At 67.0% G+C, this 24,851-nt stretch carries 22 protein-coding genes; 15 read left to right on the top strand and 7 right to left on the bottom strand.

Features of this window, described 5'->3' with window-relative positions; all coding sequences use genetic code 11:
• Positions 1 to 132 precede the first annotated feature (132 nt).
• Positions 133 to 564 carry a DUF1489 family protein gene (locus tag FIU94_RS08680; RefSeq protein WP_152465424.1) on the top strand — a complete coding sequence of 144 codons (432 nt, stop codon included), beginning with the start codon at positions 133 to 135 and terminating at the stop codon, positions 562 to 564.
• A gap of 63 nt (positions 565 to 627) precedes the next feature.
• On the opposite strand, the gene hisG is transcribed toward FIU94_RS08680, so the two are convergent.
• From hisG to hisS, 3 genes are read right to left on the bottom strand one after another with little or no spacing between them, the layout of a single operon-like run.
• Complete coding sequence (hisG, locus tag FIU94_RS08675) at positions 628 to 1,317, bottom strand: ATP phosphoribosyltransferase (RefSeq protein WP_152465423.1); 690 nt, start codon at positions 1,315 to 1,317, stop codon at positions 628 to 630.
• The gene (locus FIU94_RS08670) at positions 1,314 to 2,393 is read right to left on the bottom strand and encodes an ATP phosphoribosyltransferase regulatory subunit (RefSeq protein ID WP_152465422.1); all 1,080 of its coding nucleotides are present in this window, start codon (positions 2,391 to 2,393) and stop codon (positions 1,314 to 1,316) included. Before FIU94_RS08670 ends, hisG begins: the two co-directional genes overlap by 4 nt.
• Positions 2,393 to 3,886: a histidine--tRNA ligase gene (gene hisS / locus FIU94_RS08665; RefSeq protein ID WP_152465421.1), complete on the bottom strand. Its 1,494-nt coding sequence runs from the start codon at positions 3,884 to 3,886 to the stop codon at positions 2,393 to 2,395. Before hisS ends, FIU94_RS08670 begins: the two co-directional genes overlap by 1 nt.
• Positions 3,887 to 4,046: 160 nt before the next feature.
• Between hisS and FIU94_RS08660 the strand changes: the two genes are divergently transcribed.
• Entirely contained in the window at positions 4,047 to 4,241 is a 195-nt protein-coding gene (locus tag FIU94_RS08660; protein WP_152465420.1) for a SlyX family protein, read from the top strand.
• A gap of 70 nt (positions 4,242 to 4,311) precedes the next feature.
• Here the strand turns inward: FIU94_RS08660 and FIU94_RS08655 are convergent, their stop codons facing one another.
• Both FIU94_RS08655 and dnaE read right to left on the bottom strand, forming a co-directional pair.
• Positions 4,312 to 5,115: a hypothetical protein gene (locus FIU94_RS08655; RefSeq protein ID WP_152465419.1), complete on the bottom strand. Its 804-nt coding sequence runs from the start codon at positions 5,113 to 5,115 to the stop codon at positions 4,312 to 4,314.
• A gap of 88 nt (positions 5,116 to 5,203) precedes the next feature.
• The gene (dnaE, locus tag FIU94_RS08650; RefSeq protein WP_152465418.1) at positions 5,204 to 8,740 is read right to left on the bottom strand and encodes a DNA polymerase III subunit alpha; all 3,537 of its coding nucleotides are present in this window, start codon (positions 8,738 to 8,740) and stop codon (positions 5,204 to 5,206) included.
• A gap of 124 nt (positions 8,741 to 8,864) precedes the next feature.
• On the opposite strand from dnaE, the gene FIU94_RS08645 reads away from it, so the two are divergent.
• The 9 genes from FIU94_RS08645 (at position 8,865) to FIU94_RS08605 (ending at position 19,071) form a co-directional block, all read left to right on the top strand.
• Positions 8,865 to 9,197: a helix-turn-helix transcriptional regulator gene (locus FIU94_RS08645; RefSeq protein ID WP_152465417.1), complete on the top strand. Its 333-nt coding sequence runs from the start codon at positions 8,865 to 8,867 to the stop codon at positions 9,195 to 9,197.
• The gene (locus tag FIU94_RS08640) at positions 9,194 to 9,670 is read left to right on the top strand and encodes an SRPBCC family protein (protein WP_152465416.1); all 477 of its coding nucleotides are present in this window, start codon (positions 9,194 to 9,196) and stop codon (positions 9,668 to 9,670) included. The genes FIU94_RS08645 and FIU94_RS08640 overlap by 4 nt, the downstream gene beginning before the upstream one ends.
• A gap of 188 nt (positions 9,671 to 9,858) precedes the next feature.
• Positions 9,859 to 11,250: a xanthine dehydrogenase small subunit gene (gene xdhA / locus FIU94_RS08635; protein ID WP_152465415.1), complete on the top strand. Its 1,392-nt coding sequence runs from the start codon at positions 9,859 to 9,861 to the stop codon at positions 11,248 to 11,250.
• On the top strand, positions 11,247 to 13,637 hold the full coding sequence (gene xdhB, locus FIU94_RS08630) for a xanthine dehydrogenase molybdopterin binding subunit (RefSeq protein ID WP_152465414.1): 2,391 nt from the start codon (positions 11,247 to 11,249) through the stop codon (positions 13,635 to 13,637). Before xdhA ends, xdhB begins: the two co-directional genes overlap by 4 nt.
• Complete coding sequence (gene xdhC, locus FIU94_RS08625) at positions 13,634 to 14,398, top strand: xanthine dehydrogenase accessory protein XdhC (protein WP_152465413.1); 765 nt, start codon at positions 13,634 to 13,636, stop codon at positions 14,396 to 14,398. The genes xdhB and xdhC overlap by 4 nt, the downstream gene beginning before the upstream one ends.
• Positions 14,395 to 15,915, top strand: coding sequence for an ABC transporter ATP-binding protein (locus FIU94_RS08620; protein ID WP_152465412.1), 1,521 nt, complete (start codon positions 14,395 to 14,397; stop codon positions 15,913 to 15,915). The genes xdhC and FIU94_RS08620 overlap by 4 nt, the downstream gene beginning before the upstream one ends.
• Before the next feature lie 48 nt (positions 15,916 to 15,963).
• Positions 15,964 to 17,046 (top strand): ABC transporter permease, encoded by a 1,083-nt coding sequence (locus tag FIU94_RS08615; RefSeq protein WP_152465411.1) that lies wholly within the window; start codon positions 15,964 to 15,966, stop codon positions 17,044 to 17,046.
• On the top strand, positions 17,046 to 17,966 hold the full coding sequence (locus FIU94_RS08610; RefSeq protein WP_152466987.1) for an ABC transporter permease: 921 nt from the start codon (positions 17,046 to 17,048) through the stop codon (positions 17,964 to 17,966). Before FIU94_RS08615 ends, FIU94_RS08610 begins: the two co-directional genes overlap by 1 nt.
• A gap of 31 nt (positions 17,967 to 17,997) precedes the next feature.
• Complete coding sequence (locus FIU94_RS08605) at positions 17,998 to 19,071, top strand: BMP family ABC transporter substrate-binding protein (RefSeq protein WP_152465410.1); 1,074 nt, start codon at positions 17,998 to 18,000, stop codon at positions 19,069 to 19,071.
• 217 nt (positions 19,072 to 19,288) lie between these two features.
• On the opposite strand, the gene FIU94_RS08600 is transcribed toward FIU94_RS08605, so the two are convergent.
• Both FIU94_RS08600 and FIU94_RS08595 read right to left on the bottom strand, forming a co-directional pair.
• A complete protein-coding gene (locus FIU94_RS08600; protein WP_152465409.1) occupies positions 19,289 to 20,506 on the bottom strand; it encodes an MFS transporter in 1,218 nt (405 codons plus the stop codon).
• Positions 20,507 to 20,590: 84 nt separating this feature from the next.
• Positions 20,591 to 21,577 carry a serine hydrolase gene (locus FIU94_RS08595; RefSeq protein WP_152465408.1) on the bottom strand — a complete coding sequence of 329 codons (987 nt, stop codon included), beginning with the start codon at positions 21,575 to 21,577 and terminating at the stop codon, positions 20,591 to 20,593.
• Positions 21,578 to 21,712: 135 nt separating this feature from the next.
• Between FIU94_RS08595 and FIU94_RS08590 the strand changes: the two genes are divergently transcribed.
• Genes FIU94_RS08590 through FIU94_RS08575 form a run of 4 tightly spaced genes read left to right on the top strand, consistent with a single transcriptional unit; the run spans position 21,713 to position 24,773 of the window.
• A complete protein-coding gene (locus FIU94_RS08590; protein ID WP_152465407.1) occupies positions 21,713 to 22,321 on the top strand; it encodes a glutathione S-transferase family protein in 609 nt (202 codons plus the stop codon).
• A 4-nt stretch (positions 22,322 to 22,325) separates the two neighbouring features.
• Positions 22,326 to 23,264: an aldo/keto reductase gene (locus tag FIU94_RS08585; protein ID WP_152465406.1), complete on the top strand. Its 939-nt coding sequence runs from the start codon at positions 22,326 to 22,328 to the stop codon at positions 23,262 to 23,264.
• Between the two features lie 58 nt (positions 23,265 to 23,322).
• Positions 23,323 to 23,976, top strand: a complete 654-nt coding sequence (locus tag FIU94_RS08580; protein WP_152465405.1) for a DUF938 domain-containing protein — start codon at positions 23,323 to 23,325, stop codon at positions 23,974 to 23,976.
• Positions 23,976 to 24,773: a GH25 family lysozyme gene (locus FIU94_RS08575; protein ID WP_152465404.1), complete on the top strand. Its 798-nt coding sequence runs from the start codon at positions 23,976 to 23,978 to the stop codon at positions 24,771 to 24,773. Before FIU94_RS08580 ends, FIU94_RS08575 begins: the two co-directional genes overlap by 1 nt.
• Positions 24,774 to 24,851: the final 78 nt, after the last annotated feature.

Below are 24,851 nucleotides of genomic sequence, written 5' to 3'. Positions count from 1 at the left end.
GGAAGGTCTCAACCTAACAAGAATCCATCAGACTGACCACCCGAATTCCTGCGCCAATGTACCACACTTTGACGGTGCCGCGCGATGGGCTACCCTATCTCGTGGCTCGGGGGTGAGTCTGGGGAAAAGCCTGTGGATAAACACGTCAATCTGATCAAGCTGAGCGTCGGCACCGAAAGCATCGAGGATCTGGAGACCTGGCAGCGTCAGCGGTCCAAGCAGATCAAGGACGGCAAATACTATCACATCACGCGGATGTGGCCCAAACGCGAGGCCGAGGTGCTGAACGGCGGCTCGATCTATTGGGTGATCAAAGGCGAGGTGCAGGCGCGCCAGCGCATCCTGGGATTCGACGAGAAGATCGGCAGCGACGGCATCCGCCGATGCGGCATCGTGCTGGACCCCGAGATCGTCCGGGTTTCGCCCGCGCTGCGCCGTCCGTTTCAGGGTTGGCGCTATCTCGACCCCGCCGATGCCCCCCGCGACCTGCGCAAGGGCGAGGCCGGCGACACGGCCCTGCCCACCGAGCTGGACCGCGCATTGGCGGAAATCGGGGTGATCTGAGAAGGTCGCGCCCAGGCGCCACCCTGCCCTGACGGTCAGGCAGGCGCGCCGCCCCGGTCGGTCCTATCCCAGCCGGGCCTCAAGTTCCTTCAGCGTTTCGCGTACCCCATCGTCCACCGGGGCGGTGCGGCTGCGCCAGAGGGTCGCCTGAGAGCGCAGGACCATGCCGTCGCAGAGCACCTTGAGGTGGTTGGCGCGCAAGGTCTCGCCGCTGGAGGTGATGTCGGCGATCGCCTCGGCGGTCTCGTTCGCCACGGTGCCTTCGGTCGCGCCCTGGCTGTCGACCAGCGCGTAGTCGGCGACGCCGCTGTCGCGCAGGAAATTGCGGACCAGCCGGTGATATTTCGTGGCGATCCGCAGGCGGAATCCATGCGCCGCGCGAAAGGCGGCGGCAGCGGCGTCGAGATCGTCCAGCGTGTCCACGTCGATCCAGGCCTTGGGCACCGCGATGATCAGATCGGCATGGCCAAAGCCCAGTTCCTCAACCGGTTCGACCAGCTGTTCCCAGAGCGCCAGCTTCTCGTGTACCAGGTCGGTGCCGGTGACGCCCAGGTGAATGCGCCCGGCGGCCAGTTCGCGCGGGATTTCGCCCGCCGACAGCAGGATCAGGCTGACCCCGTCGATCCCGGCCACGGCCCCGGCATATTCCCGGTCCGATCCCGTCCGCTGCAGCGTGATGCCATGCTGTGCGAACCATTGAAACGTCTTTTCCATCAGCCGACCCTTGGACGGCACCCCGAGCTTGAGCGTCATGCCGTGCCCTCCAGTTCCAGCATCAGCCCGGGGCGCATCACGCCGCCCACCGCCGGGATCGCCAGCCCCTGCCCCAGCTGCCGCGTCAGCGCGTCGTAGCGCCCGCCGGTCGCCACCGTCGGCAGGTCGGCCCGCGCGTCGGCCCGAAAGCCAAAGACGAAACCGTCGTAGTATTCCATCGACGACCGGCCATAGCTGGCCTCGAACATCAGGCTGTCGGTCTCGACGCCGCGCGCCTTCAGCGCCTTCTCCCGGGCTGCGATACGGGCCACCGCCGGTGCGATATAGGGCATGTCCACCGCCAGATCGTGCAGCCGGCTGAGGGCATGCGGCATGGTTTCGCGCACGTCGAGCAGCGCCTCGATCTGCCCGACCTCGCGGGCGGACAGCGGCGGTGTCGCCGCGTCCTCGTGCAGGGCCGCGATGCGGTCCTCGATGTCGGCATGGCTGCGCAGCCCGATCAGCGGGGCGTCGGTGGCCGCCTTTCCCGCCAGCAGCGCGGCCCGGCTGGGCGGCACCGGGACCCGCCCCCCGAACCGATCCAAGAGCGCGCGAAACCGGCGGGGTCGCCAGATATGCCTCATCAGGGCGTGCTTGCGCCGGGCGCTGGTCTGCAACCCTTCCACCGCCGCCATCAGAAGCCCGATATCCCCCGTCACCGCCCGCAGCGGCAGCCCGCGCAACGCCTCGGCGATCAGGGCAAAAACCTCGGCATCCGCCGCCGCCGGATCGGTCGGGTCGAAAACCTCGTAACCGACCTGGATATATTCATTGGCGCGGTCCGGGTCTTCCTCCTGGCGGCGAAACACCTCGCCCGCGTAGGTATAGCGCGCGGGTTCCGCGCCTTCGGCCATGTGCATCTGCACCACCGGCACCGTGAAGTCCGGGCGCAGCATCTGCTCGCCCCGCAGCGCATCGGAAGTCACATAGGCGCGCGCGCGCATGTCCTCGCCGTAAAGTTCCAGCAGCGTGGCCGCCGGTTGCAGGATCGGCGGTTCCACCAGCGCAGCGCCCTGCGCCTCGAACATCGCGCGCAGGCTGGCCGCGCGGGCCAGGGTTTCGGAGCGTGTGGGCATCACTGGTTGTCCAGTATGTCGCGAACCCTGGCCACCAGCTGGTCGCGCGGCACCTCGTACTGGCTGGGCCGGTCCTTCCATTCCTCATGGGTGGCGCTTTGCGCGATCTTCGCCCCTAGGATCAGGTCCTTGATCTGCACCACGCCGCGGGCGTTTTCATCTCCGCCTTCGATGACGGCGACGGGGCTGCCCCGCTTGTCGGCGTATTTCAGTTGGTTGCCGAAGTTCTTGGGATTGCCCAGATAGACCTCCGCCCGGATACCCGCCTGCCGCAGCTCGGCCACCATCGCCTGATAATCGGCCATGCGGTCGCGGTCCATTACCGTCACGACCACGGGTCCGGGATCGGGGGCCGCGCCCTCGGTCTTCATCGCCAGCGCGGCCAGCAGCCGGTCCACGCCGATGGAAACACCGGTGGCGGGCACTTCCTGCCCGGTGAAGCGTTTCACCAGGTCGTCATACCGCCCGCCGCCCGCGACAGAGCCGAAGTTGCGGGTGCGGCCCTTCTCATCCTGGATTTCGAAGGTGAGTTCGGCTTCGAAGACAGGGCCGGTGTAGTAGCCGAGGCCGCGCACGACGGAGGGGTCGATCTCAACCCGGTCGGGCCCGTATCCGCCCGCTTTCAGCAGGTCAGAGATCAGGTTCAGTTCATCCACGCCCTGCATACCGATGTCTGATCCGGCAACGAGGCTGCGAAGGCGGTCAACTGTTTCGGCACCCGACGCGCCTTTGGCCTGCATGAAGCCCATCACGACATCGGCCTGTGGGCCGTCCAGCCCCGCACCCTTGGTAAAGTCCCCGCTCTCGTCCTTGCGGCCTTCACCCAGCAGGGCGCGCACGCCTTCCGGCCCCAGCCGGTCCAGCTTGTCGATGGCTCGCAGAACGATCCCGCGCTCGGCTTCCTTGTCGTCCCCCGACAGGCCCGCCACCTCCAGCACGCCGTTCAGGACCTTGCGATTGTTCACCCGCACGATGTAGTCGCCGCGCGCGATTCCGACTTCTTCCAGGCAATCGGCCAGCATGGCGCAGATCTCGGCGTCCGCCGCCACGCTCGGCGCGCCGACGGTGTCCGCATCACATTGATAGAACTGGCGAAACCGCCCCGGCCCCGGCTTTTCGTTGCGCCAGACCGGCCCCATCGCGTAACGCCGGTAGGGCGTCGGCAGGTCATTTCGATGCTGGGCATAGACCCGCGCCAGCGGGGCGGTCAGGTCATACCGCAGCGCCAGCCAGTCGCCGGGCTTGTCGCCCTCGGCGTCCTCCTGCCAGGCAAAGACGCCCTCATTGGGGCGGTCGACGTCGGGCAGGAACTTGCCCAGCGCCTCCACCGTCTCGACCCCGGAGCTTTCCAGCGCGTCGAACCCGTAGCGGTGATAGACGGCGGCAATCTTGCGCAGCATCTCGGCCCGATGCGTGACCTCGGCGCCAAAGTAGTCGCGGAACCCTTTAGGGGTTTCGGCCCTGGGGCGGGGGGTCTTCTTGGGCTTGGCCATGATACCTGTTCCTGTCAGCGCGGTTCGTGCGCCCTGCCTCTACCCCAGCCCCCTTTCGAGGGCAAGCGGAGCGGGGCGGGGTGGCCTTGGTCTTTTCCGCGGTGCATATCCATCGACAACAGGCATTTCAGGCGGCCTTTCTCCATGCTAGGAACGCATCATGGAAAGACTCGAAGAACAGATCGCCCACCTCAGCCGCATGGTCGATGACCTGTCGGATGTGGTCGCCCGACAGGAGGGTGAAATCGCCACGCTCACGCGGCGCGTGCAGATGCTGATGCAGCGCGAAGGCGAGCGGGAGGCGAGCCAGGGCGCGGGTATCGTGCTGGGAGACGAACGCCCGCCGCATTATTGAACCAGTGCCGCCCCCGGGCGCCAAAATTCTTCAAAGAATTTTGCCCGGAATTTTCGAAAATTCCGGCCGCTCAGCCGCTGGTCTTGGTGGCGGTGGCGATCACGTCGCCCTCATGGATCAGGAATTCGGTCCAGCGGCTGGAATTGCCGAAACTGTCGTAGGCGCTGACGAAGAAGGTGTTCCTGTCCATCCGGCCGATCCGGGACCCGCAGGGTTTGCCCTGCCCCGCGCCGCAGACGTCGCGCTTTATCTCTTCGTAGGCCCGGTCGGTTGACCCCACCGGCAGGTTCTCTCCGCCCGGACCGTAGTGCAACTGTTCATAGAGCGACGGCGCGCCCAGCAGCACGTTGGCGGCAGTGAACTGACGCGGGCAGCCGTCGGAGAACCCGGTGACATAGAAGGTCCGCGCCACAGCCGCGCCCGGCGCGGAATCGTGCAGCGCATAGCCGCGCGCCGGGGCGTTTTCGATTTTCGACCCCAGGGATTGCCCCTTGGCGTCGCAGACGCGGGCAACCACGCCGTAGGGCAGGACATCGCCATAGGCCACGTCCCGCACGTCTGACCTTTCGCGGGAGGCGCGGCTGCCCCCACCGCCGCCGAAAAGACCGAACAGCCCGCCACCGCGCCGGGCCGGTTCACGGGCGGTTTCGGCGTCCTCGTCGCCGGGCACCACGGCCCCCTCTCCGCCCGAAGCGGCACCGGTGCCGAAGAACCCCTCGCGCGCGACTTCCGCATCGTCCGGCAGGGCCTGCACCGCGGGATCGTCATCTGCCAGATCCACCTCGTTGATCCGGTCGAGTCCGTCCAGCGGATCACCGCAGGCGCCAAGCGCCAGAAGCGCAGCTATCAGAAGTGTGGATCGTAAGATGGCCAAGCCCCCCGGAAGTTGCCGTTATTTACCGCAGCGCGCGGATGAGGTCCAGCAATGCAGGCCGACACCGTCGCAAGCGGCAGGTTCCGGTTCAGATTTCCTGCACTTCCAGCACCCCGCCTAGCGAGCGGATCGCGCCCTTGATCTGCGGTGTGACGGGGTATTCAAAGCCCAGATCGACCTCGACCTCGCCGGGCAGGCCGGGGTCCATCAGGCACAGCTGGATCGGCCCCTTGCCCCCTGCCCGTGCGGCGGAACGCGCCCCTTCCAGCACCTGCGCCACCGCCGGGATCGCATCCGCCGCATCGACAAAGACGCGCAGGCCGATGCTGCCGGCGTCCGCCACCGCCATATCCACAGGGGCCACCGACCGGCCCAGCAGCTTTAGCTGGTCGCTTTCCATCGTCGCCTCCACCGTGATCACGACCTTCGATCCGGTTTCCAGGTGGTCGCGGGCCAGTTCCAGCGTGTCCGAAAACAGCGTCACCTCGTAGCCCCCGGTGGGATCGGAGAGCTGGGCAAAGGCAAAGCGGTTGCCGCGCGCGGATTTGCGTTCCTGCCGCCCGGCGACCACACCGGCCAGCCGCGCGTTCATCGCGCCGCGTTCCGTCACCTTGTCGGTCAGTTCGTCCAGCGTCAGGAAGGGCACGCCCCGGTCGTTGCCCCACTTGCGCTTGAGCGGTGTCATGTAATCGTCCAGCGGATGCCCCGACAGGTAAAAGCCCACCGCCTTGAACTCTTCGGTCAGCCGTTCGGCGGGCAGCCAGTCGTCGCAGGGCAGCATGCGCGGCTCGGGCAGATCGTCGCCCGCCTCGCCAAAGAGCGATACCTGGTTCGACGCCTTCTGCTCGTGCACCGCCGCCGAATAGGCCACCAGCGCATCCAGCGCCTGGAACACCCGGCGGCGGTTGGAATCCAGTTCGTCGAAGGCGCCCGAGCGGGCCAGCATTTCCAGCGGGCGCTTGCCCACGCGTTTCAGGTCCACCCGCCGCGCGAGATCGAAGAGCGTCGCAAAGGGCCGGTCGCGCCCCTCGACCTTGCGCCCTTCGGTGATCAGCTTCATCGCCTCCAGCCCGACGTTCTTGAGCGCGCCCAGCGCATAGACGAGCGCCCCGTCCACCACCTTGAAAGACGCATCCGACCGGTTCACGCAGGGCGGCACCCACGGCAGTTCCAGCCGCTTGCGGACCTCTTCGAAATAGATCGCCAGCTTGTCGGTCAGGTGGATATCGCAGTTCATGACGCCCGCCATGAATTCCACCGGATGGTTCGCCTTGAGCCACGCGGTCTGATAGCTCACCACCGCGTAGGCCGCCGCGTGCGACTTGTTGAAGCCGTAGTTGGCGAATTTTTCCAACAGGTCGAAAACCTCACGCGCCTTGGCCGGGTCGACCCCGTTGGCGACGGCCCCCTGTTCGAACTTGGGCCGTTCCTTGGCCATTTCCTCGGCGATCTTCTTGCCCATGGCGCGGCGCAGCAGGTCGGCGCCGCCCAGCGAATAGCCCGCCATGACCTGCGCGATCTGCATCACCTGCTCCTGGTAGACGATGATGCCCTGGGTCTCTTCCAGGATGTCGTCGATCAGCGGGTGGATCGATTCCAGTTCACGCTTGCCGTTCTTGACGTCGCAATAGGTCGGGATGTTCTCCATCGGGCCGGGACGGTACAGCGCCACCAGCGCCACGATGTCCTCGATGCAGGTGGGTTTCATACGCTTCAGGGCATCCATCATGCCGCTGGATTCCACCTGGAACACCGCCACCGTCTTGGCGCTGGAGTAGAGTTTATACGACGCCTCGTCATCCAGCGGAATGGTCGAGATATCGTCAAGCACGCCCTCCGGCGGCGTGAACAGCTCCGTGCCGTCCGCCGCGATGTGCAGGTGACGGCCGGAGGCCATGATCTGGTCCACGGCGTTCTGAATCACGGTCAGCGTCTTCAGGCCGAGAAAGTCGAACTTTACCAGCCCCGCCTGTTCGACCCATTTCATGTTGAACTGCGTCGCGGGCATATCGGACCGCGGGTCCTGATAGAGCGGCACCAGCGCGTCCAGCGGCCGGTCGCCGATCACCACACCGGCGGCGTGGGTGGAGGCGTTGCGCAACAGCCCCTCGACCTGCTGGCCGTAGTCCAGCAGCCGCGCCACGACCTCCTCGTTCTTGGCCTCCTCGCGCAGGCGCGGCTCGTCCGCCAGCGCCTTTTCGATACTGACCGGCTTGACCCCCTCGACCGGGATCATCTTGGACAGGCGATCCACCTGCCCGTAAGGCATCTGCAGCACCCGGCCGATGTCGCGCACCGCCGCCTTGGACAAAAGCGCGCCGAAGGTGATGATCTGGCCCACCTTGTCGCGCCCGTACTTGCCCTGCACGTATTGGATCACCTCCTCGCGCCGATCCATGCAGAAGTCGATGTCGAAGTCCGGCATCGACACCCTTTCGGGGTTCAGGAACCGTTCGAACAGCAGGGAATAGCGCAGCGGGTCCAGGTCGGTGATCAGCAGGGCATAGGCCACGAGCGAGCCCGCCCCCGAGCCGCGCCCCGGCCCCACGGGAATATCCTGATCCTTGGCCCATTTGATGAAATCCGCCACGATCAGGAAGTAACCGGGAAAGCCCATCCCCTCGATGATCCCAAGCTCGAATTCGAGCCGCTTCTCGTATTCCTCCACCGGCGCGGCATGGGGAATGATCGCCAGCCGGGCGCGCAGCCCCTCCTGCGCCTGGCGGCGCAGTTCGGCGACCTCGTCATCGGCGAACCTGGGCAGGATCGGGTCGCGCCGGTAGGCCATGAAGGCGCAGCGGCGGGCGATCTCCACCGTGTTCTCCAGCGCCTCGGGCAGGTCGCCGAAAAGGGCCGTCATCTCGGCCTCGGTCTTGAAGTAGTGCTGCGCGGTCAGGCGGCGGCGGGGTTGCTGCTGGTCCACATAGGCGCCCTCGGCAATGCAGATCAGCGCATCATGCGCCTCGTACATGTCCGCTTTGGGGAAATAGACGTCGTTGGTGGCGACCAGCGGCAGATCCAAGGCATAGGCCATCTCGATCAGACCGCGTTCGGTCAGGCGCTCGGCCTCGGGCTGGCCGTCCTCACCCGGATGGCGCTGCAACTCCACATACAGCCTGTCGCCGAATGCCGCCGCGAGCCGCGCCATCAGCGCCTCTGCCGCCGGGCGCTGCCCATTGCGCAGCAGCATCCCCACCGGCCCGTCCGGCCCGCCGGTCAGACAGATGATGTCGCCGTTCAGCGCCTCCAGCTCCTCCAGCGTGACCTCGGGCAGCGCGCCGCCCTTGTCGATGTAAAGACAGGAGTTCAGCTTCATCAGGTTCTCGTAGCCCGCCTCGGTCTGCGCCAGCAACACCACCGGCGCGGGCGCGCGCGGTCTCTCGCCGGGCTGGACCTGCACATAGGCCAGATCCACCTGACAGCCGATGATCGGCTGCACCCCCGCCCCCGCCATGGCGACGGAGAATTCCAGCGCCGCGAACATGTTGTTGGTGTCGGTCAGCGCCAGCGCAGGCATGCCCGCGTCGCGGCACATCTGCGGCAGTTTCTTCAGCCGCAGCGCCCCTTCCAGCAGGGAGTATTCGGAATGGGTGCGCAGGTGGATGAATCGGGGGGATTGTGTCATGCGCCAACCGTACCCAGCCCGCTGCGGGGGGGCAATCGGCGGCAGGTCGCCGACAGCAGATAATTACTTAGCTTAACGGCTAAGTTTCTGTTGACTGCCCCCCGCACGCAGGCATAGTGGCCGCATGAGCCAACAGCGTCTTGATCTCGTTTTTGCCACCCTGTCGGATGCCACCCGCCGCGCGGTGGTGGAACGGCTGGCGGGTGGCCCCGCCTCGGTCTCCGAACTGGCCGAACCGCACGACATGGCCCTGCCCACGTTCATGCGTCACCTCAAGGTGCTGGAGGACGCGGGCCTGGTACGGTCGGTCAAGAAAGGCCGCGTGCGGACCTGCCATATCGAAGCCGCCCCGCTGATGGAGGTGCAGGGCTGGCTCGCCTGGCAGCGCCAGGTCTGGGAAACGCGGCTCGACCGGCTCGACGCACTGGCCCTCTCACTGGAAAAGAACACCACATGACCGATCATGACCCCAAGCTCGACCTGGAACTGACCCGCACCATCGCGGCGTCCCCTCACACGCTCTGGCGCTGCTGGACCGAACCGGAGCTGCTGAAGCGGTGGTTCTGCCCCGCGCCCTACAAAGTGACCCGTGCCGAGGTCGATCCGACGCCGGGCGGGATCTTCCTGACCGCGATGCAGGCCCCGGACGGCACCGACTTCGACGCCCAGGCAGGCTGCGTCCTCGAAGCCGAACCGGCGCGGCGGTTTACCTTCACCGACGCATTGGGGCCCGGTTTCCGCCCGCTCGCCAGCGGCTTCATGACCGGCATCATCACGCTGGAGGCGGTCGAAGGCGGCACCCGCTACACCGCCCGGGTCAAGCACGCGACCGACGCAGACCGGCAAAAGCACCTCGACATGGGCTTTCACGAAGGCTGGGGCACGGCGGCGGATCAGATGGCGGCGCTTGCCGCCACGCTGGGCGACTGACCGGCGCCTGTTCAACCGGCAACCGCTGGCCCCGACCGGGTTTTAACACCGCGGCCGCGCGCTTTTGCTTGCCAGCACGGCGCGAAATTCCCTAATCTGGCAGACGTAAACGGGCCGCTCCTCTTCTACGTCGCATCGAGGGGGCGCAGAAACGGCCGCCATTCCCGGTAAGGCGACAGGTTTCCACAATGGACATCACGTTTCTTCTGAACGGAGAACCCGTGTCGCTGACCGGCGTGTCCCCCACCACCACCCTGCTCGACTGGCTGCGCGAAGCGCGCGGGCTGACCGGCACCAAGGAAGGCTGCAACGAAGGCGACTGCGGGGCCTGCACGGTGATGATCACTGACGCCGACGGCGCCCGCGCACTCAACGGCTGCATCCTGTTCCTGCCCCAGATCGCGGGCTGCCACGTCACCACGGTCGAAGGGCTCAGCGCCCCCGACGGCACCCTGCACCCGGTGCAGCAGGCGCTTGTGGACCACCACGGCAGCCAATGCGGCTTCTGCACGCCGGGCTTCGCGGTCTCCATGGCCTGCGCCCATCTCAACGGCAGAACCGACCACGACACGCAGCTCTCCGGCAACCTCTGCCGCTGTACGGGCTATGCCCCGATCATCCGCGCCGCTCAAGCGGCAGAATCCGCACCGCCCCCCGCGCATCTGGAAAACCTGTCTCTTCATTGTTCCGAAAATACCACCGGGGGGTCCGGGGGGCTGGCCCCCCGGGTCCTGCACCCCGCGCATTCCGACGAACTGGCGCGCTGGTACGCCGATCATCCCGAGGCGACGCTGATCGCCGGGGCCACCGACGTGGGCCTGTGGGTCACGAAGCAATTCCGCGATCTGGGCGATGTCGCCTTCCTGAACCGGTGCGCCGACCTGCGCGGCATCACGGACCAGGGCGATCACTGGCGCATCGGGGCGATGACCAGCCTCACCGCGCTGGAGGCCCATATCGCCCCGCACCACCCCAGCCTCGGCAGCATGCTGCGGCGCTACGGGTCGGTGCAGGTCCGCAATGCCGCCACCATCGGCGGCAATATCGCCAACGGCTCTCCCATCGGCGACGGGCCGCCCGCGCTGATCGCGCTGGGGGCGACGCTGCACCTGCGTCACGGCGACACGCGCCGCAGCCTCCCGCTGGAGGATTTCTTTGTCGCCTACGGCAGGCAGGACCGCGCCCAAGGCGAATTCGTCGAAGCGATCAGCCTGCCCAAACAGCCCGACAACCTGCGCTGCTACAAGCTGTCGAAACGCTTCGATCAGGACATTTCCGCCGTCTGCGGCTGTCTCAACCTCACCCGGCAGGACCAGACCATCACGCGCGCCCGCATCGCCTTCGGCGGCATGGCGGGCACCCCGAAACGCGCCGCCGCAGCCGAAGCGGCGCTGACCGGTGCCCCCTTCACCGCCGACAGCTTTCACACCGCGATGGCCGCCCTGACGGAGGATTTCGAGCCGATGTCCGACATGCGCGCCTCTGCCCGCTACCGGATGCAGACCGCACAGAACATGCTGCTGCGCTATTTCCATGACCTCTCCGGCCAGATCACCGATGTCGGGCAGGTGAGCGCATGAGCATCGCACGCCCCCTGCCCCATGACGCCGCCCGTCTGCATGTGACGGGGGCGGCACGCTATGTCGATGACATTCCCGTGCCCGCCAACACGCTGCACCTCGCCTTCGGGCTGAGCCGGGCCGCCGCCGGAAAGATCACCGCGATGGACCTGGACCCGGTGCGCGCGGCGCCCGGCGTGGTCGCGGTATTGACCGCCGGAGATCTGCCCTTCGACGCGGATTGCTCGCCTTCCAACCACGACGAGCCTCTGCTGGCGACCGGGGCCGTGCATTACCTTGGCCAGCCGGTGTTTCTGGTGATCGCCACATCGCATCTGGCGGCGCGGCGCGCGGCGCGGCTGGGCACGGTCGAGATCGCGGCGGAAAAGCCGGTGCTGAGCATCGAGGACGCGCTTGCCGCGGATGCCCGGTTCGAGGACGGGCCGCGGGTCTATACCAAGGGCGACCCGGCGGCGGCCCTGTCGCGCGCCGCGCACCGGCGCAGGGGCAGCGTACACATCGGCGGCCAGGAGCATTTCTATCTCGAAGGTCAGGCGGCACTTGCCCTGCCGCAGGACGACGGAGACATGGTCATCCATTCGTCGACCCAGCACCCGACCGAGATCCAGCACAAGGTGGCCCATGCCATCGGGCGGCCGATGCACGCCGTCCGGGTCGAGACCCGGCGCATGGGCGGCGGTTTCGGCGGCAAGGAAAGCCAGGGCAACGCACTGGCCATCGCCTGTGCCGTGGCCGCGCGGCACAGCGGGCGACCCTGCAAGATGCGCTATGACCGCGACGACGACATGATCGTGACCGGCAAGAGACACGATTTCCGCATCGACTATGACGTTGGTTTCGACGACGCGGGCCGCATCCTGGCGCTGGCCTTTACCCAATACGCCCGCTGCGGCTGGGCCATGGACCTGAGCCTGCCCGTGGCGGACCGGGCCATGCTGCACGCCGACAACGCCTATCACCTTGAGCATGTGTCGATCACCTCGCACCGGCTGCGCACCAACACCCAGTCCGCCACCGCCTTTCGCGGCTTCGGCGGGCCGCAGGGGATGATGGGGATCGAAAAAGTGATGGACCATATCGCACATGCGCGCGGCTTGGACCCGCTGGCGGTGCGGCGGGCCAACTACTACGCCGATAGGCGCGGCGACCAGCCTCATATCGAGACAGGCAGCGCGCCCGTGACCGCCACCCCGGCGGAAGACAACACATCGCGCGGCGGCGCGCCTGCCCCGGCCAAGGCGCCGCCCGCCCCGCCGGACGGCGTGCAGACGACGCCCTATCACCAGCCAGTGACCGATTGCGTCATCAACGCACTGACCGACCGGCTGGCGGAGGGCTGCGATTACACCGCGCGGCGGGCGGCGATCGCGGAATGGAACGCCGTCCAGCCCCTGCTGAAGCGGGGAATCGCCCTGACGCCGGTGAAATTCGGCATCTCCTTCACCCTGACCCACCTGAACCAGGCGGGGGCGCTGGTGCATGTCTATCAGGACGGGTCGATCCACCTGAACCACGGCGGGACAGAGATGGGCCAGGGCCTGTTCCAGAAGGTCGCGCAGGTGGCCGCCAGCCGTTTCGGCGTCCCGCTGGAGGCGGTCAAGATCACCGCGACGGATACCGGCAAGGTGCCCAACACCTCGGCCACGGCGGCCTCCTCCGGGTCGGACCTGAACGGCATGGCGGTGCAGAACGCCTGCGACGAGATCCGCGAGCGGATCAGGGCGCATCTGGCGGAACGCTACCAGACCACCGAGATCAGCTTTGCCGGGGGCAAGGTCCGCGCGGGCGGCGAAGAGATCACCTTTGCGCAGGCGGCGGCATCCGCCTACCAGTCGCGGATCAGCCTGTCGGCCACCGGGTTCTACAAGACACCCGACATCGAATGGGACCGCATCCGGGGCCGGGGGCGGCCGTTTTACTATTTCGCCTATGGCGCGGCCTGCACCGAAGTCGTGATAGACACGCTGACCGGTGAAAACCGCATCCTGCGCACCGACATTCTGCACGACGCGGGGGCGTCGCTGAACCCGGCCATCGACATTGGCCAGATCGAAGGCGGCTATGTGCAGGGCGCGGGCTGGCTGACGACCGAAGAACTGGTCTGGGACGACAAGGGCGCGCTCAGGACCCATGCGCCTTCGACCTACAAGATCCCCGCCTGTTCCGACCGGCCGCCGGTGTTCAACGTGGCGCTTTGGGATCAGCCGAACCCGGCGCAGACGGTCTACCGCTCCAAGGCGGTGGGCGAGCCGCCGCTGATGCTGGGCATTTCGGCCTTCATGGCGCTGTCCGACGCCCTGGCCGCCTGCGGCCCGGCCTACGGCGACCTGCAGGCCCCCGCCACCGCCGAAGCGGTGCTGGCGGCGGTGCAAAGGACGCGGGCATGACCGGCGCGATCTGGGTGGAGATCCTCGCCGTGCGCGGATCGGCCCCGCGCGAGGCCGGCACCGCGATGATGGTGACGGCGACCACGACCCGGGGCACCATTGGCGGCGGCGCGCTGGAGCTGCGGGCGGTCCGGACCGCGCGGCGGATGCTGTCGACCGGGGCGGAACAGATGGAAGAGAACGTGCCGCTGGGGCCGGGGCTGGGCCAGTGCTGTGGCGGGGCGGTGACGCTGCGCTTTGGCCGGACGCCGCGCCCGGTGGACGAACCGGCCGCCGCCGCCCCTGCGCCGCTGCGCCTCGACGCCCCCTTGCCGCTGTGGCTTTGGGGGGCGGGTCACGTGGGCCGCGCGGTGGTGCGCGCCTGCCCGCCCGGCGCCTTCGACATCACCTGGATCGACAGCGACCGGGACCGCTTTCCCGCCGAGGTTCCCGCCGCTGTGACGATGCTGCCCGCCGCCGATATGCCGCGGCTGGCCGCCGCGGCGCCGCCCGACGCGCATCACCTGATCTTCACCTATTCACATGACATCGACCTTGCGCTCTGCGCGGCGCTGTTGCGGCGCGGCTTCGGCTCTTGCGGGCTGATCGGATCGGAGACAAAGTGGCGCCGGTTCCGCACCCGGCTGGAGGCGCTGGCGCTCGATCCGGCGGCAATTACCTGTCCCATCGGGGACAAATCGCTGGGCCGGGCGCCCGACGCTATTGCAAAAGGCTGTGTAAACGGGCTTCTTTTTCCGACACTTCAAGGGGAGACCGCATGACCGACGCGCCGCTGCTGGACCTGTCAGGCCTGACGAAAGCCTATCCCGGCGTGGTCGCCAACGACGACGTATCGCTGCGCATCGCCCCCGGCGAGGTCCACGCGCTGCTGGGCGAGAACGGCGCGGGCAAGTCCACGCTGGTCAAGATGATCTACGGTCTGGTCAAGCCCGATGCCGGGCGGATGCGGATGCACGGCGCGCCCTTCGCCCCCGGCGATCCGCATGCGGCGCGGGCGGCGGGCGTGGGCATGGTGTTCCAGCACTTTTCGCTTTTCGACGCGCTGACCGTGGCCGAGAACATCGCGCTGGGGATGGAGGACGCGCCGAAGCTGCGCGCGCTGAGCCGGCGCATCCGCGAGGTGTCGGAGACCTACGGCCTGCCCCTGGCCCCCGACCGGGTGGTGGGGGACCTATCCGCGGGGGAACGCCAGCGGGTCGAGATCATCCGCTGCCTGCTGCAGGAGCCGCGGCTGCTGATCATGGATGAACCGACCAGCGTGCTGACCCCGCAGGAGGTCGAGATCCTGTTCAAGACGTTGCGCAAGCTGAGCGCGGAAGGCACCGCGATCCTGTATATCTCGCACAAGCTGGAGGAGATCCGCGCGCTGTGTGACAGTGCCACGATCCTGCGGCTGGGCAAGGTGGTGGGCCATTGCACCCCGTCGGAGACCTCGGCCCGCGACATGGCGGAGATGATGGTGGGCACGGTGCTGAAGACACCGACGCGGGCGGGCAAGGCACCGGGCGAGGTGGTGCTGAAGCTTGACCGGCTGTCGGCGAAATCGCCCAGCGCCTTTGGCATGCCGCTGCGCGAGATCAGCCTGGAGGTGCGCACGGGCGAGGTGCTGGGCATCGGCGGGGTTGCGGGCAACGGTCAGGACGAGCTGCTGGCCGCCCTGTCGGGCGAGACCCTGAGCGCGCCCGGCATGATCGCGTTTCAGGGCCGCGACATCGGCGTGCTGGGGCCGACGCCGCGCCGGGCCATGGGTGTTCTGACCGCCCCCGAGGAACGGCTGGGCCATGCGGCGGTGCCGGACATGTCCCTGACGGAGAACGCCATGCTCACCGGGGCGGCGCGGGAGAGCCTCGACCGGGGCGGATTGCTGGACTGGGGCGCCGCGCGCAGCTTTGCCGAGCGCATCATCGGCACCTTCGATGTGCGCACGCCGGGGCCGGGCAACGCGGCACGGTCCCTGTCGGGGGGGAACCTGCAGAAGTTCGTGATCGGTCGCGAGGTGTTGCAGCGGCCCGACCTGCTGGTGGTGAACCAGCCCACCTGGGGGGTCGATGCCTCTGCCGCCGCGGCCATCCGGCAGGCGCTGCTGGATCTTGCCGAGAAGGGCGCGGCGATCGTGGTGATCAGCCAGGACCTGGATGAGTTGATGGAGATCTCGGACCGGTTCGCGGCGCTGAACGAGGGCCGCCTGTCGCCGCCGCGTCCGGCGCAGGGGCTGACGGTTGAAGAGATCGGCCTGATGATGGGCGGCGCGCACGGGATGGAGGTGGCGCATGTCTGAGCCGTTGCTTTCGTGTATTTTTGGAACAATGAAGCCGGGGGACGGCGCATGATACGCCTGGAGAAGCGGCCCCAGCCCAGCCGCGCCGTTTCGCTGGCCACGCCGCTGCTGGCGGTGCTGGCAACGATGGTCTTTGGCGGATTGATGTTTGCCGTCATGGGCAAGGACCCGGTGACCTCGATCATCACCATCTTCTGGCAGCCGCTGTTCGGGGAGTTCGCGTTCTATTATCGCCCGCAGCTGCTGATCAAGGGCGCGCCGCTGGTGCTGATCGCCATCGGGCTGAGCCTGGGGTTCAAGGCGGGGATCTGGAACATCGGCGCCGAAGGTCAGTACATCATGGGTGCGCTGTTCGGCGCGGGGGTGGGGCTGGCGCTTTATCCACTGGACAGTTTCATCGTGTTTCCGCTGATGGTGCTGGCGGGGGCCTTTGGCGGATGGATCTGGGCGATGATCCCGGCGCTCCTGAAGGTCAGGTTCGGCACCAACGAGATTCTCGTGTCGCTGATGCTGGTCTACGTGGCTGAAAGCCTGCTTGCCTCGATGTCGCTGGGGCTGTTGAAGAACCCCGAGGGGTTCGGCTTTCCCGGGTCGCGGAACCTGCAGCAGTACGAGAGCGCCTTCAACGCCGATCTGATCGAGGGGACCGGCATGCACTGGGGCGTGGTCGCGGCGCTGATCGCGGTGATCCTGGCCTATGTGCTGATGACCAAGCACCGGCTGGGTTTTGCGATCCGCGTCACCGGAGAGGCGCCACGCGCCGCGCGCTTTTCCGGTGTGAACCCGGCGCGGCTGGTGTTGTTCTGCCTGGGCACATCGGGGCTGCTGGCCGGGCTGGCGGGGTTGTTCGAGGTCGCGGGACCGGCGGGGCAAGTGACCATTGATTTCAACGTCGGCTACGGGTTCACGGCGATCATCGTCGCGTTCCTCGGGCGGTTGCATCCGATCGGCATTCTGCTGGCGGGCGGGTTGATGGCGCTGACCTATATCGGCGGCGACATCGCCCAGTCGCAACTGGGCCTGCCGGCGGCGGCGATCCAGGTGTTCCAGGGGATGTTGCTGTTCTTTCTGCTGGCACTGGACGTGCTGACAAACTACCGGCTTCGGCTGGGCAAGCCGGAGGTAGCGTGATGGACCTGTCCGCGATTAACCCGATCCTCTTCGTCGCAGGCTTTCTCGTCGCGGCGACACCGCTGATCTTTGCCGCCACCGGAGAACTGGTGGTCGAGAAATCGGGCGTGCTGAACCTCGGGGTGGAGGGGATGATGATCATCGGCGCGATCTGCGGATTTGCAGGGGCGGTCGAAACCGGCTCCCCGCTGCTGGGATTCGCCGCCGCCGCCCTTGGCGGGGCGCTCTTGTCGCTGCTCTTTGCCTTCCTGACGCAGGTCACACTGGCCAACCAGGTCGCCTCCGGCCTTGCGCTCACGCTGTTCGGCCTTGGCCTGTCGTCGCTGCTGGGGCAGCCCTACGTCGGCGTCACCCCCCCGCGTCTGCCGGACGTCGACCTTGGCCTGCTGGCGGATATTCCGGTGGTCGGGCCGATCCTCTTTACCCATGACATCATCCTCTATCTGGGGCTGGTGCTTGTCGCCGCTGTCTGGGCGGTGCTGAAATTCACCCGCGCGGGGCTGATCCTGCGCGCGGTGGGCGAAAGCCATGATGCCGCGCATGCGCTGGGCTACCCGGTCAAGCGCATCCGGACGTTGGCAATCGTGTTCGGCGGCGCCTGCGCGGGCATAGGCGGGGCCTACATCAGCCTGATCCGGGTGCCGCAATGGACCGAAGGCATGACCGCCGGGATCGGGTGGATCGCGCTGGCCCTGGTGGTTTTTGCCAGCTGGAAACCCTGGCGGCTCTTGCTGGGTGCCTATCTTTTCGGCGGCATCGACCAGCTGCAGCTCAATCTGCAGGGCGCGGGGGTTGCCATTCCGGTGGAGTATCTGGACATGTCGCCATACGTTACCACGATTGTGGTTCTGGTGATTCTGAGCCGCGACAAATCTGCCGCGCCCGCCTCGCTCGGGCGTATCTTCCACGCCTCGTCCTAGGGGCCAACAAACTTCAACAATGGGGATGACCATGAAACGCAGAACTCTTCTCGCTGGTGCCGCACTGGCACTGATCCTGGCCACCGGCGCCTACGCCCAGGACAAGACCAAGGTCGGCTTCGTCTTTGTCGGGCCGGTCGGTGACGGCGGCTGGACCTACGAGCACAACCAGGGCCGTCTGGCCGTCGAGGAAGAATTCGGCGACGCGGTCGAGACCGTGTTCGTCGAGAACGTGGCCGAGGGCCCCGACAGCGAGCGTGTCATGACACAGATGGCGCTGGACGGCGCCGACCTGATCTTTACCACGTCCTTCGGCTACATGGACCCGACCATCAACGTGGCCAAGAAGTTTCCGGATGTGAAATTCGAACACGCCACCGGCTACAAGCGCGCCGACAACGTGTCGACCTATTCCGCCCGCTTCTACGAGGGCCGCGCGATCCAGGGGCATATCGCGGGCAGCATGACCGAGAGCAACATCATCGGCTACATCGGATCCTATCCGATCCCCGAAGTGATCCGCGGCATCAACTCCGCCTACATCCACGCCAAGAAGGTCAACCCCGATGTCCAGTTCAAGATCGTCTGGGCCTATACCTGGTTCGACCCGGCGAAAGAGGCCGACGCCGCGCGCACGCTGATCGACCAGGGCGCCGATGTGGTGCTGCAACACACCGATTCCACCGCGCCGCAGGCCGCAGCGCAGGAAGCGGGCAACGTGATCACCTTTGGTCAGGCGTCGGACATGGCGCAATATGCGCCCAAGCCGCGGGTGTCTTCGATCATCGACGACTGGGCGCCCTACTACATCGCGCGCACCAAGGCCGTGATGGACGGGACCTGGGAATCGACCGACACCTGGGACGGCATCGGTGCGGGCATGGTCGCGATCGGTGAAATCACCGATGCGGTTCCGGCGGAGGTGAAGGAAGAGGCGCTGGCGCTGAAGGACAGCATCGCGAGCGGCGACTACCACCCCTTCACCGGGCCGATCAACAAGCAGGACGGCAGCGTCTGGCTGGCCGAGGGCGAGACCGCCGATGACGGCACGCTGGCGGGCATGAATTTCTACGTCGAAGGCATCGAAGGCGACATCCCGCAGTAAGCGGAAACGGCTTGGTAGAACAGGAAGGGCGGCCCCGGTGGTCGCCCTTTGCATTTCGTGGTGCAATTCGTGGCCAAGCTGCTTGTGGGACTGACGTTAGGTCCGACAAGGCTCCCCGAAGAAATCTTCGAAAGGCCTCCGCACCGGAGGTCGGCTTGGCGGACAAAGCGGACGATGCCCCGCCGTGCCGGGGTGTCGCGACCGAAGGTCGGCCAGGTCATTCCAGACGCAGCTTCACCAAAGCGTAGCAAAGCAGGATCGCACATGCCGCCCCGGCACAGATGAAGGTGGCGCGCAACGCCAGTTCCCGGCCGAAATCCTGTTCCAGTACCGACACGAGGATGCCGCCGGTCATGGCCCCCAGCGGCATGGAGCCCCAGCCGAAGAAGCGGTAGATGCTGTTCACCCGCCCCAGCAGCAGCGGCGGGATGCGCCTTTGCCGCCAGGACACCGTGATGACATTCCACAGCATCGCCGCGGCCATCACGAAAAAGAGCGCGACCGCCATGGTGACGCCCGCGTGGCTGAACCCGATGGAGGCATAGCCGATGCCCCAGGTCGCGATTGAAAGGTACAGGCACCTTTGGGTTCCCAGAAACCCGACGAACCTTGGCGCAAGCAGGCTTCCGGTGATGGCGCCCAGCGCCGCGACGGACAGGACGATCCCGTAGGAAGAGGCGGACAGGGACAGCACATCCTGCGCAAAGAGAACCTGAACGGTGATCGTCGCCGTCGCGATGAAATTGGCAATCCCCAGAACCACGGCAAGCCGCAGCAGCAGGGCATCGGCACGCATGAAACCGATCCCTTCCATCAGGGCCTTGCGGAACGGCGCCCTGCCCTGCGCCCGTGGCGCGAGCGTGATCATCCAGACGCAGCCTGCGGACAGGACCAGCAGGGCGGCGTCGATACCGAACGGGATGCCGATGCCCGCCGCGATCAACACCCCTGCCAGCGGCGGCCCGATGAACTGGTTTGTCAGCTGCTCGACGCTCCACAGCTGGCCGTTGGCCGCCTCCAGATCCTTGGGGTCCACGATGGAGGGGAGCATGGTCTGAGCGGCGTTGTCGCGCAGCACTTCGGCAGAGCCCAGGACAAAGGCGAGCCCCGCCAGGACCCAGACCGCGCCCTCGGCGGGTTGGTTCACGGCCAGCAGGAGGATCGCCACCGCGATTGTCGCCCGCAGAAGATCGGCGCGGGCCATCAGCCTGTTGTGTTCGGAATTGTCGACAACGACGCCTGCGGGAATGGCAAACAACAGCCAGGGCAGACGGGTGGCCGCCGCCACCGCGCCAATCGCAACCGGGTTCTGGGTCATCAACGTCGCGAGCCACGGCAATGCAAGGACAACCAGCCCGTCGCCAAGATTGCTCATCGTGCCGGCCCCCAGGAGAAGCCGGTAGTTTCTGTTTCTCAAGACTAGCGGTGCCGGCATCCGTGCGGGTCCTTTGCGTTTTGGCAAAGAGTGGCACGGCCCATCAGGCGCGGCAAGCTCAAGGAGCTATCGCCGGACCGGATTCTAAGCCAGCGCCAGCACGGGACCGTCGAGCAGATCCGTCAGCGCGCCGAAGTATCCCTGCGACCGAGCGGGCAGGCCCGGATCGGAGGTGATGGCGACGGCGAGGCCCCGTTCGGCATGGGCGGCGATGATCTGGCCACCGTAGCCACGGCCCAGCATGTAGCCCGAGCGCGTGAGGAACCAGCCGTAGCCGTAGCTCATCCCCGACCAGGGCGACCGCCCGCGGGGACGGCCCGAGGCTTCGATCCAGTCCTGCGGCACCACCTGCGCGCCCTCGTAGCTGCCGCCGTCGCGGACCATCGTGGCAAGCGCCAGCATCGCTGTCGGGCGCAGTGCCATCTCGTTACCGCCCAGATAGTACCCCTGCGGGTCACGGGTCCAGGGCGGTATCTCGATCCCCATCGGGCGACCCAGCCGGTCGCGGGCCAGCGCCAGCAGGCTTTGCCCCGTCGCCTCGGCCAGCGCCGCGCCGAGGATATGGGTCGATCCGGTGGAATACAGCATCCGCTGCCCCGGCTCGGCCACCATCGGGCGCCGCAGGGCGTTGGCCAGCCAGTTGCGGCTGCTGACCCATTCGCCGTAGTTCGGCCCCGAGGTCCGCTCCAGCCCCGCGCGCAGGGTCACGAGGTCTTCCATCGTGATGTCCCCGGCGCCGGGCGTGGCATCGGCGGGCAGGATGCCGGGGGCGACCTCGGCCAGGGTCGCCCCCACCGATGCGATCTCGCCCCGCGCGATGGCGGTCCCCAGAAGCAGCGCCACGACGCTTTTCGAACAGGATTTGATATTGGCCAGCCGGTCCAGGCCCGGGCCGCGCGGGGCCTTGGCAAAGACCACCGTATCCCCGCGCCGCACCTGAAGTGAATGCAGTTGCGTCAGGTCAGAGATGGCGGTGTCCAGATCGGCCACCGGCCCGGACTGGGCGCGCAGGAGGGCAGGCATCGCACAGGCGGCGGCGGTCGCGGCAAGAAAGGTACGGCGTGTGGTCATGCCGACATAGTTGGGCCATTTGCCGCGGTTGCCCAGCCCCCTGAGATCACAGTCCCGTGCGGAGCGCGGGGGCGCGGCCCCTTTCCATCGCAGGGCGGTCAGGTAGAGTGGCACCGAATTCAAAGGAAGGCCGCAATGATCCACGTCCACCACCTGAACCGATCCCGTTCTCACCGCATCCTCTGGCTGCTGGAGGAAATCGGAGAGCCCTATACAATCGCGCACTACACGCGGGACGCCAAAACCAACCTTGCCCCGCCGGAGCTGCGCAGCGTGCATCCGCTGGGCAAGTCGCCGATGGTGGAACTGGACGGCAGGCTGATCACCGAAAGCGCCGCGATCACCGAGGTGCTTTGCACCCGCTTTGCGCCGGAAATGATTCCGGACCGCGACGACGACGCCTACCTGCGGCACCTGGAGTTGATGCATTTCGCCGAAGGGTCGGCGATGACACCGATCCTGCTGAACCTTTACGTGGGCCGCCTGGGCGAAGCGGGCGCGCCGCTGCATCCGCGCATTTCGGACGAACTCACCAGCCATTTCGCCTATATGAACAGCCTCGTGCGGCCCTCGGGGCATTTCGTGCTCGACCGGTTGTCGGCGGCGGATATCATGCTGAGCTTTCCGGCGGAAATCGCCATGCGGATGGAGCGCGGCGCGGAATTTCCGGCGTTGAAGGGCTTTGTCGATATGATCCGCGCGCGCCCGGCCTACCAGCGGGCAACCGAGAAGGGCGGAGAGTGAGCAGGTGAAACAGACACTCACCAGCCCCGACGGCACCCCCGCCAGCCGCCTTGCCTTTGGCACCATGCAGTTCGGCGGGCGCGCGGACGAAGCCGCCTCTGCCTCGATGTTCGACGCCTGTGTCGCGGCGGGCATCACCCATTTCGACACCGCCCATGTCTATACCGACGGCGCGTCGGAGACGCTGCTGGGCAGGTTTCTGGGCAGCCGGCGGGACAGCCTGATCGTCGCGACCAAGGCCGCCTATACCGGCGGCGCGGGGCGCGAGAACGTCCTCGCGTCGGCGGAAACCTCGCGCCAGCGCATGCAGATCGACACGCTGGACGTGCTCTACCTGCACCGGTTCGACGCCGACACCCCCCTGTCGGAAAGCTTTGGCGCACTGGCGGAGTTGAAGCAGAAGGGCCATGTCCGCCACATCGGTCTGTCCAACTTTGCCGCCTGGCAGGTGGTCAAGGCGGCTGGGGTCGCGGCGGGTTTCGGCCTCGATATCGCGGTGATCCAGCCGATGTACAATCTGGTCAAACGCCAGGCCGAGGTCGAGATCCTGCCGATGGCGGATGACCTTGGCATCCTTGTCGCGCCCTATTCGCCGCTGGGCGGTGGCCTGCTCACGGGCAAATACGGGGCGGGCGGCACCGGCCGGCTGAGCGAAGACGACCGCTATGCCGCGCGCTATGGTCAGGCCCTCATGCACGATGCCGCCGCTGGTCTGAACGGCGTGGCGCAGGAACTGGGGGTGCATCCCGCCACGCTGGCGGTGGCCTGGGCCGCGCGGCATCCGACCGGGCCAAGCCCGATCATCTCGGCCCGGTCGCTGGAGCAGTTGCAGCCCTCGCTGGCTGCGCTGGACTTCGAGATGTCGGATGATCTTTACGCCCGGCTCAGCACGCTCAGCCCGACGCCGCCCCCGGCCACGGACCGACTTGAGGAACAGGCATGAGCGATACTGCCGTCATCGGCGGCGGCATCGCGGGTCTGTCGGCGGACAGGTTCCGCAGGTGAGCCGTAAACTGCCCCCCACCGCCAGCGTGGCGGACCAGCGCGAGAACGGCAAGCTCTTTGCCCCCGCCGCGGCCCGGAATGCCGACGCGATCTGTACCGTGCTGGCCGATCATGCGCCCGCCACGGGCCGCGCGCTGGAAATCGCCAGTGGCACCGGGCAGCATGTCGTGGCATTTGCCCGCGCCCTGCCCGACCTGCGTTGGCACCCGACCGAAATCGACCCGGCCCGCCGGGCCAGCATCGACGCGCATGCGGCCGAGGCGGCGCTGCCAAACATCGCCCCGGCGCAGCAGCTTGACGCGACCGAACCGGGCTGGGCTGCCAGGTGGCCGCCCGTCGACCTGGTGGTCCTGGTAAATCTGCTGCACCTCGTCTCGGAACCCGAGGCGCGGCACATCCTGGACGGCGTCGCCTCTGCATTGGTGCCGGGCGGTGTTTTTGTCCTTTATGGTCCGTTCAGGCGAAGTGGCACGCTGACCAGCGACGGCGACCGCCGGTTCGATGCGGAATTGCGGAGCGCCGATCCGCTGATCGGCTACAAGGACGACCTTGCAGTCGCGGACTGGCTGCGCAACTCTGGGCTGGAGCCCGGCGGTGTGATCGAGATGCCCGCCAACAACCTTGCCCTTGTCGCGCGAAAGCCTGTCTGATGATCCTGTTCCGTCGCCTTTTCTTCCTGTGCCTGCTTGCCCTCGCCGCCTGTGGCGGCGCGAACGATACCGGGGTGCCGCCCGCCCCGCCCGGTGTGCTCTTCGCGCCGGATTTCGGGGACAGCAATCCGGCCAGCTTCAACGCGCCCCGTCCCGATGCCTTTGCGGTGCACGGGATCGACGCGGCGCGTTTTCAAAAGAGCATCGCATGGGGAGAGGCACGGGCAAACGGCGTCAATTTCGCCTTCATCAAGGCGACCGAGGGGGGCGACCTGCTTGACACCGCGTTTCACGAACACTGGCGCGCCGCAGGCAGCGCGGGTGTCGTGCGCGGGGCCTATCATTTCTACTACTTCTGCACCTCTCCCGAGGATCAGGCGCGCTGGTTCATCCGCAACGTACCGCGCACGTCCGGCATGATGCCCCCGGTGCTTGACATGGAATGGAACCCGTTTTCGCCCACCTGCGCCACCGTGCGCCCGCCCGGGGCAGAGGTGCGCGACCAGATGCGGCGCTGGCTGCGGATCGTCGAGGCGCATTACGGACAGCGCCCGATCATCTACACCACGCCGGAATTCTACCGGCAGAACGGTCTTGGGCAGTTTGACGGCTACGAATTCTGGCTGCGCTCGACCGCCAAGACCCTGGGCGAAGTCTATTCGGGACAGCCGTGGAAATTCTGGCAGTATACCGCCACCGGCATTGTACCGGGCATCGCGGGCGGTGTGGACCTGAACGCCTTCAACGGCAGCCGGTCGGACTGGCAGAACTGGATCGCGCGCCGGGCGGTACGCTAGGCTCTGGACTCATTAATTCCATACGCTCAGTTTGACAGATTGCTCCGAAGACAAGACGCACCTGCGCAGGAATAGTGG

The sequence above is a fragment of the Sulfitobacter sp. THAF37 genome (genome assembly GCF_009363555.1).
Lineage (GTDB): Bacteria > Pseudomonadota > Alphaproteobacteria > Rhodobacterales > Rhodobacteraceae > Sulfitobacter.
The sequence above is the reverse complement of the archived record's forward strand: the minus strand, read 5'-3'. Positions and strand labels throughout refer to the sequence as shown.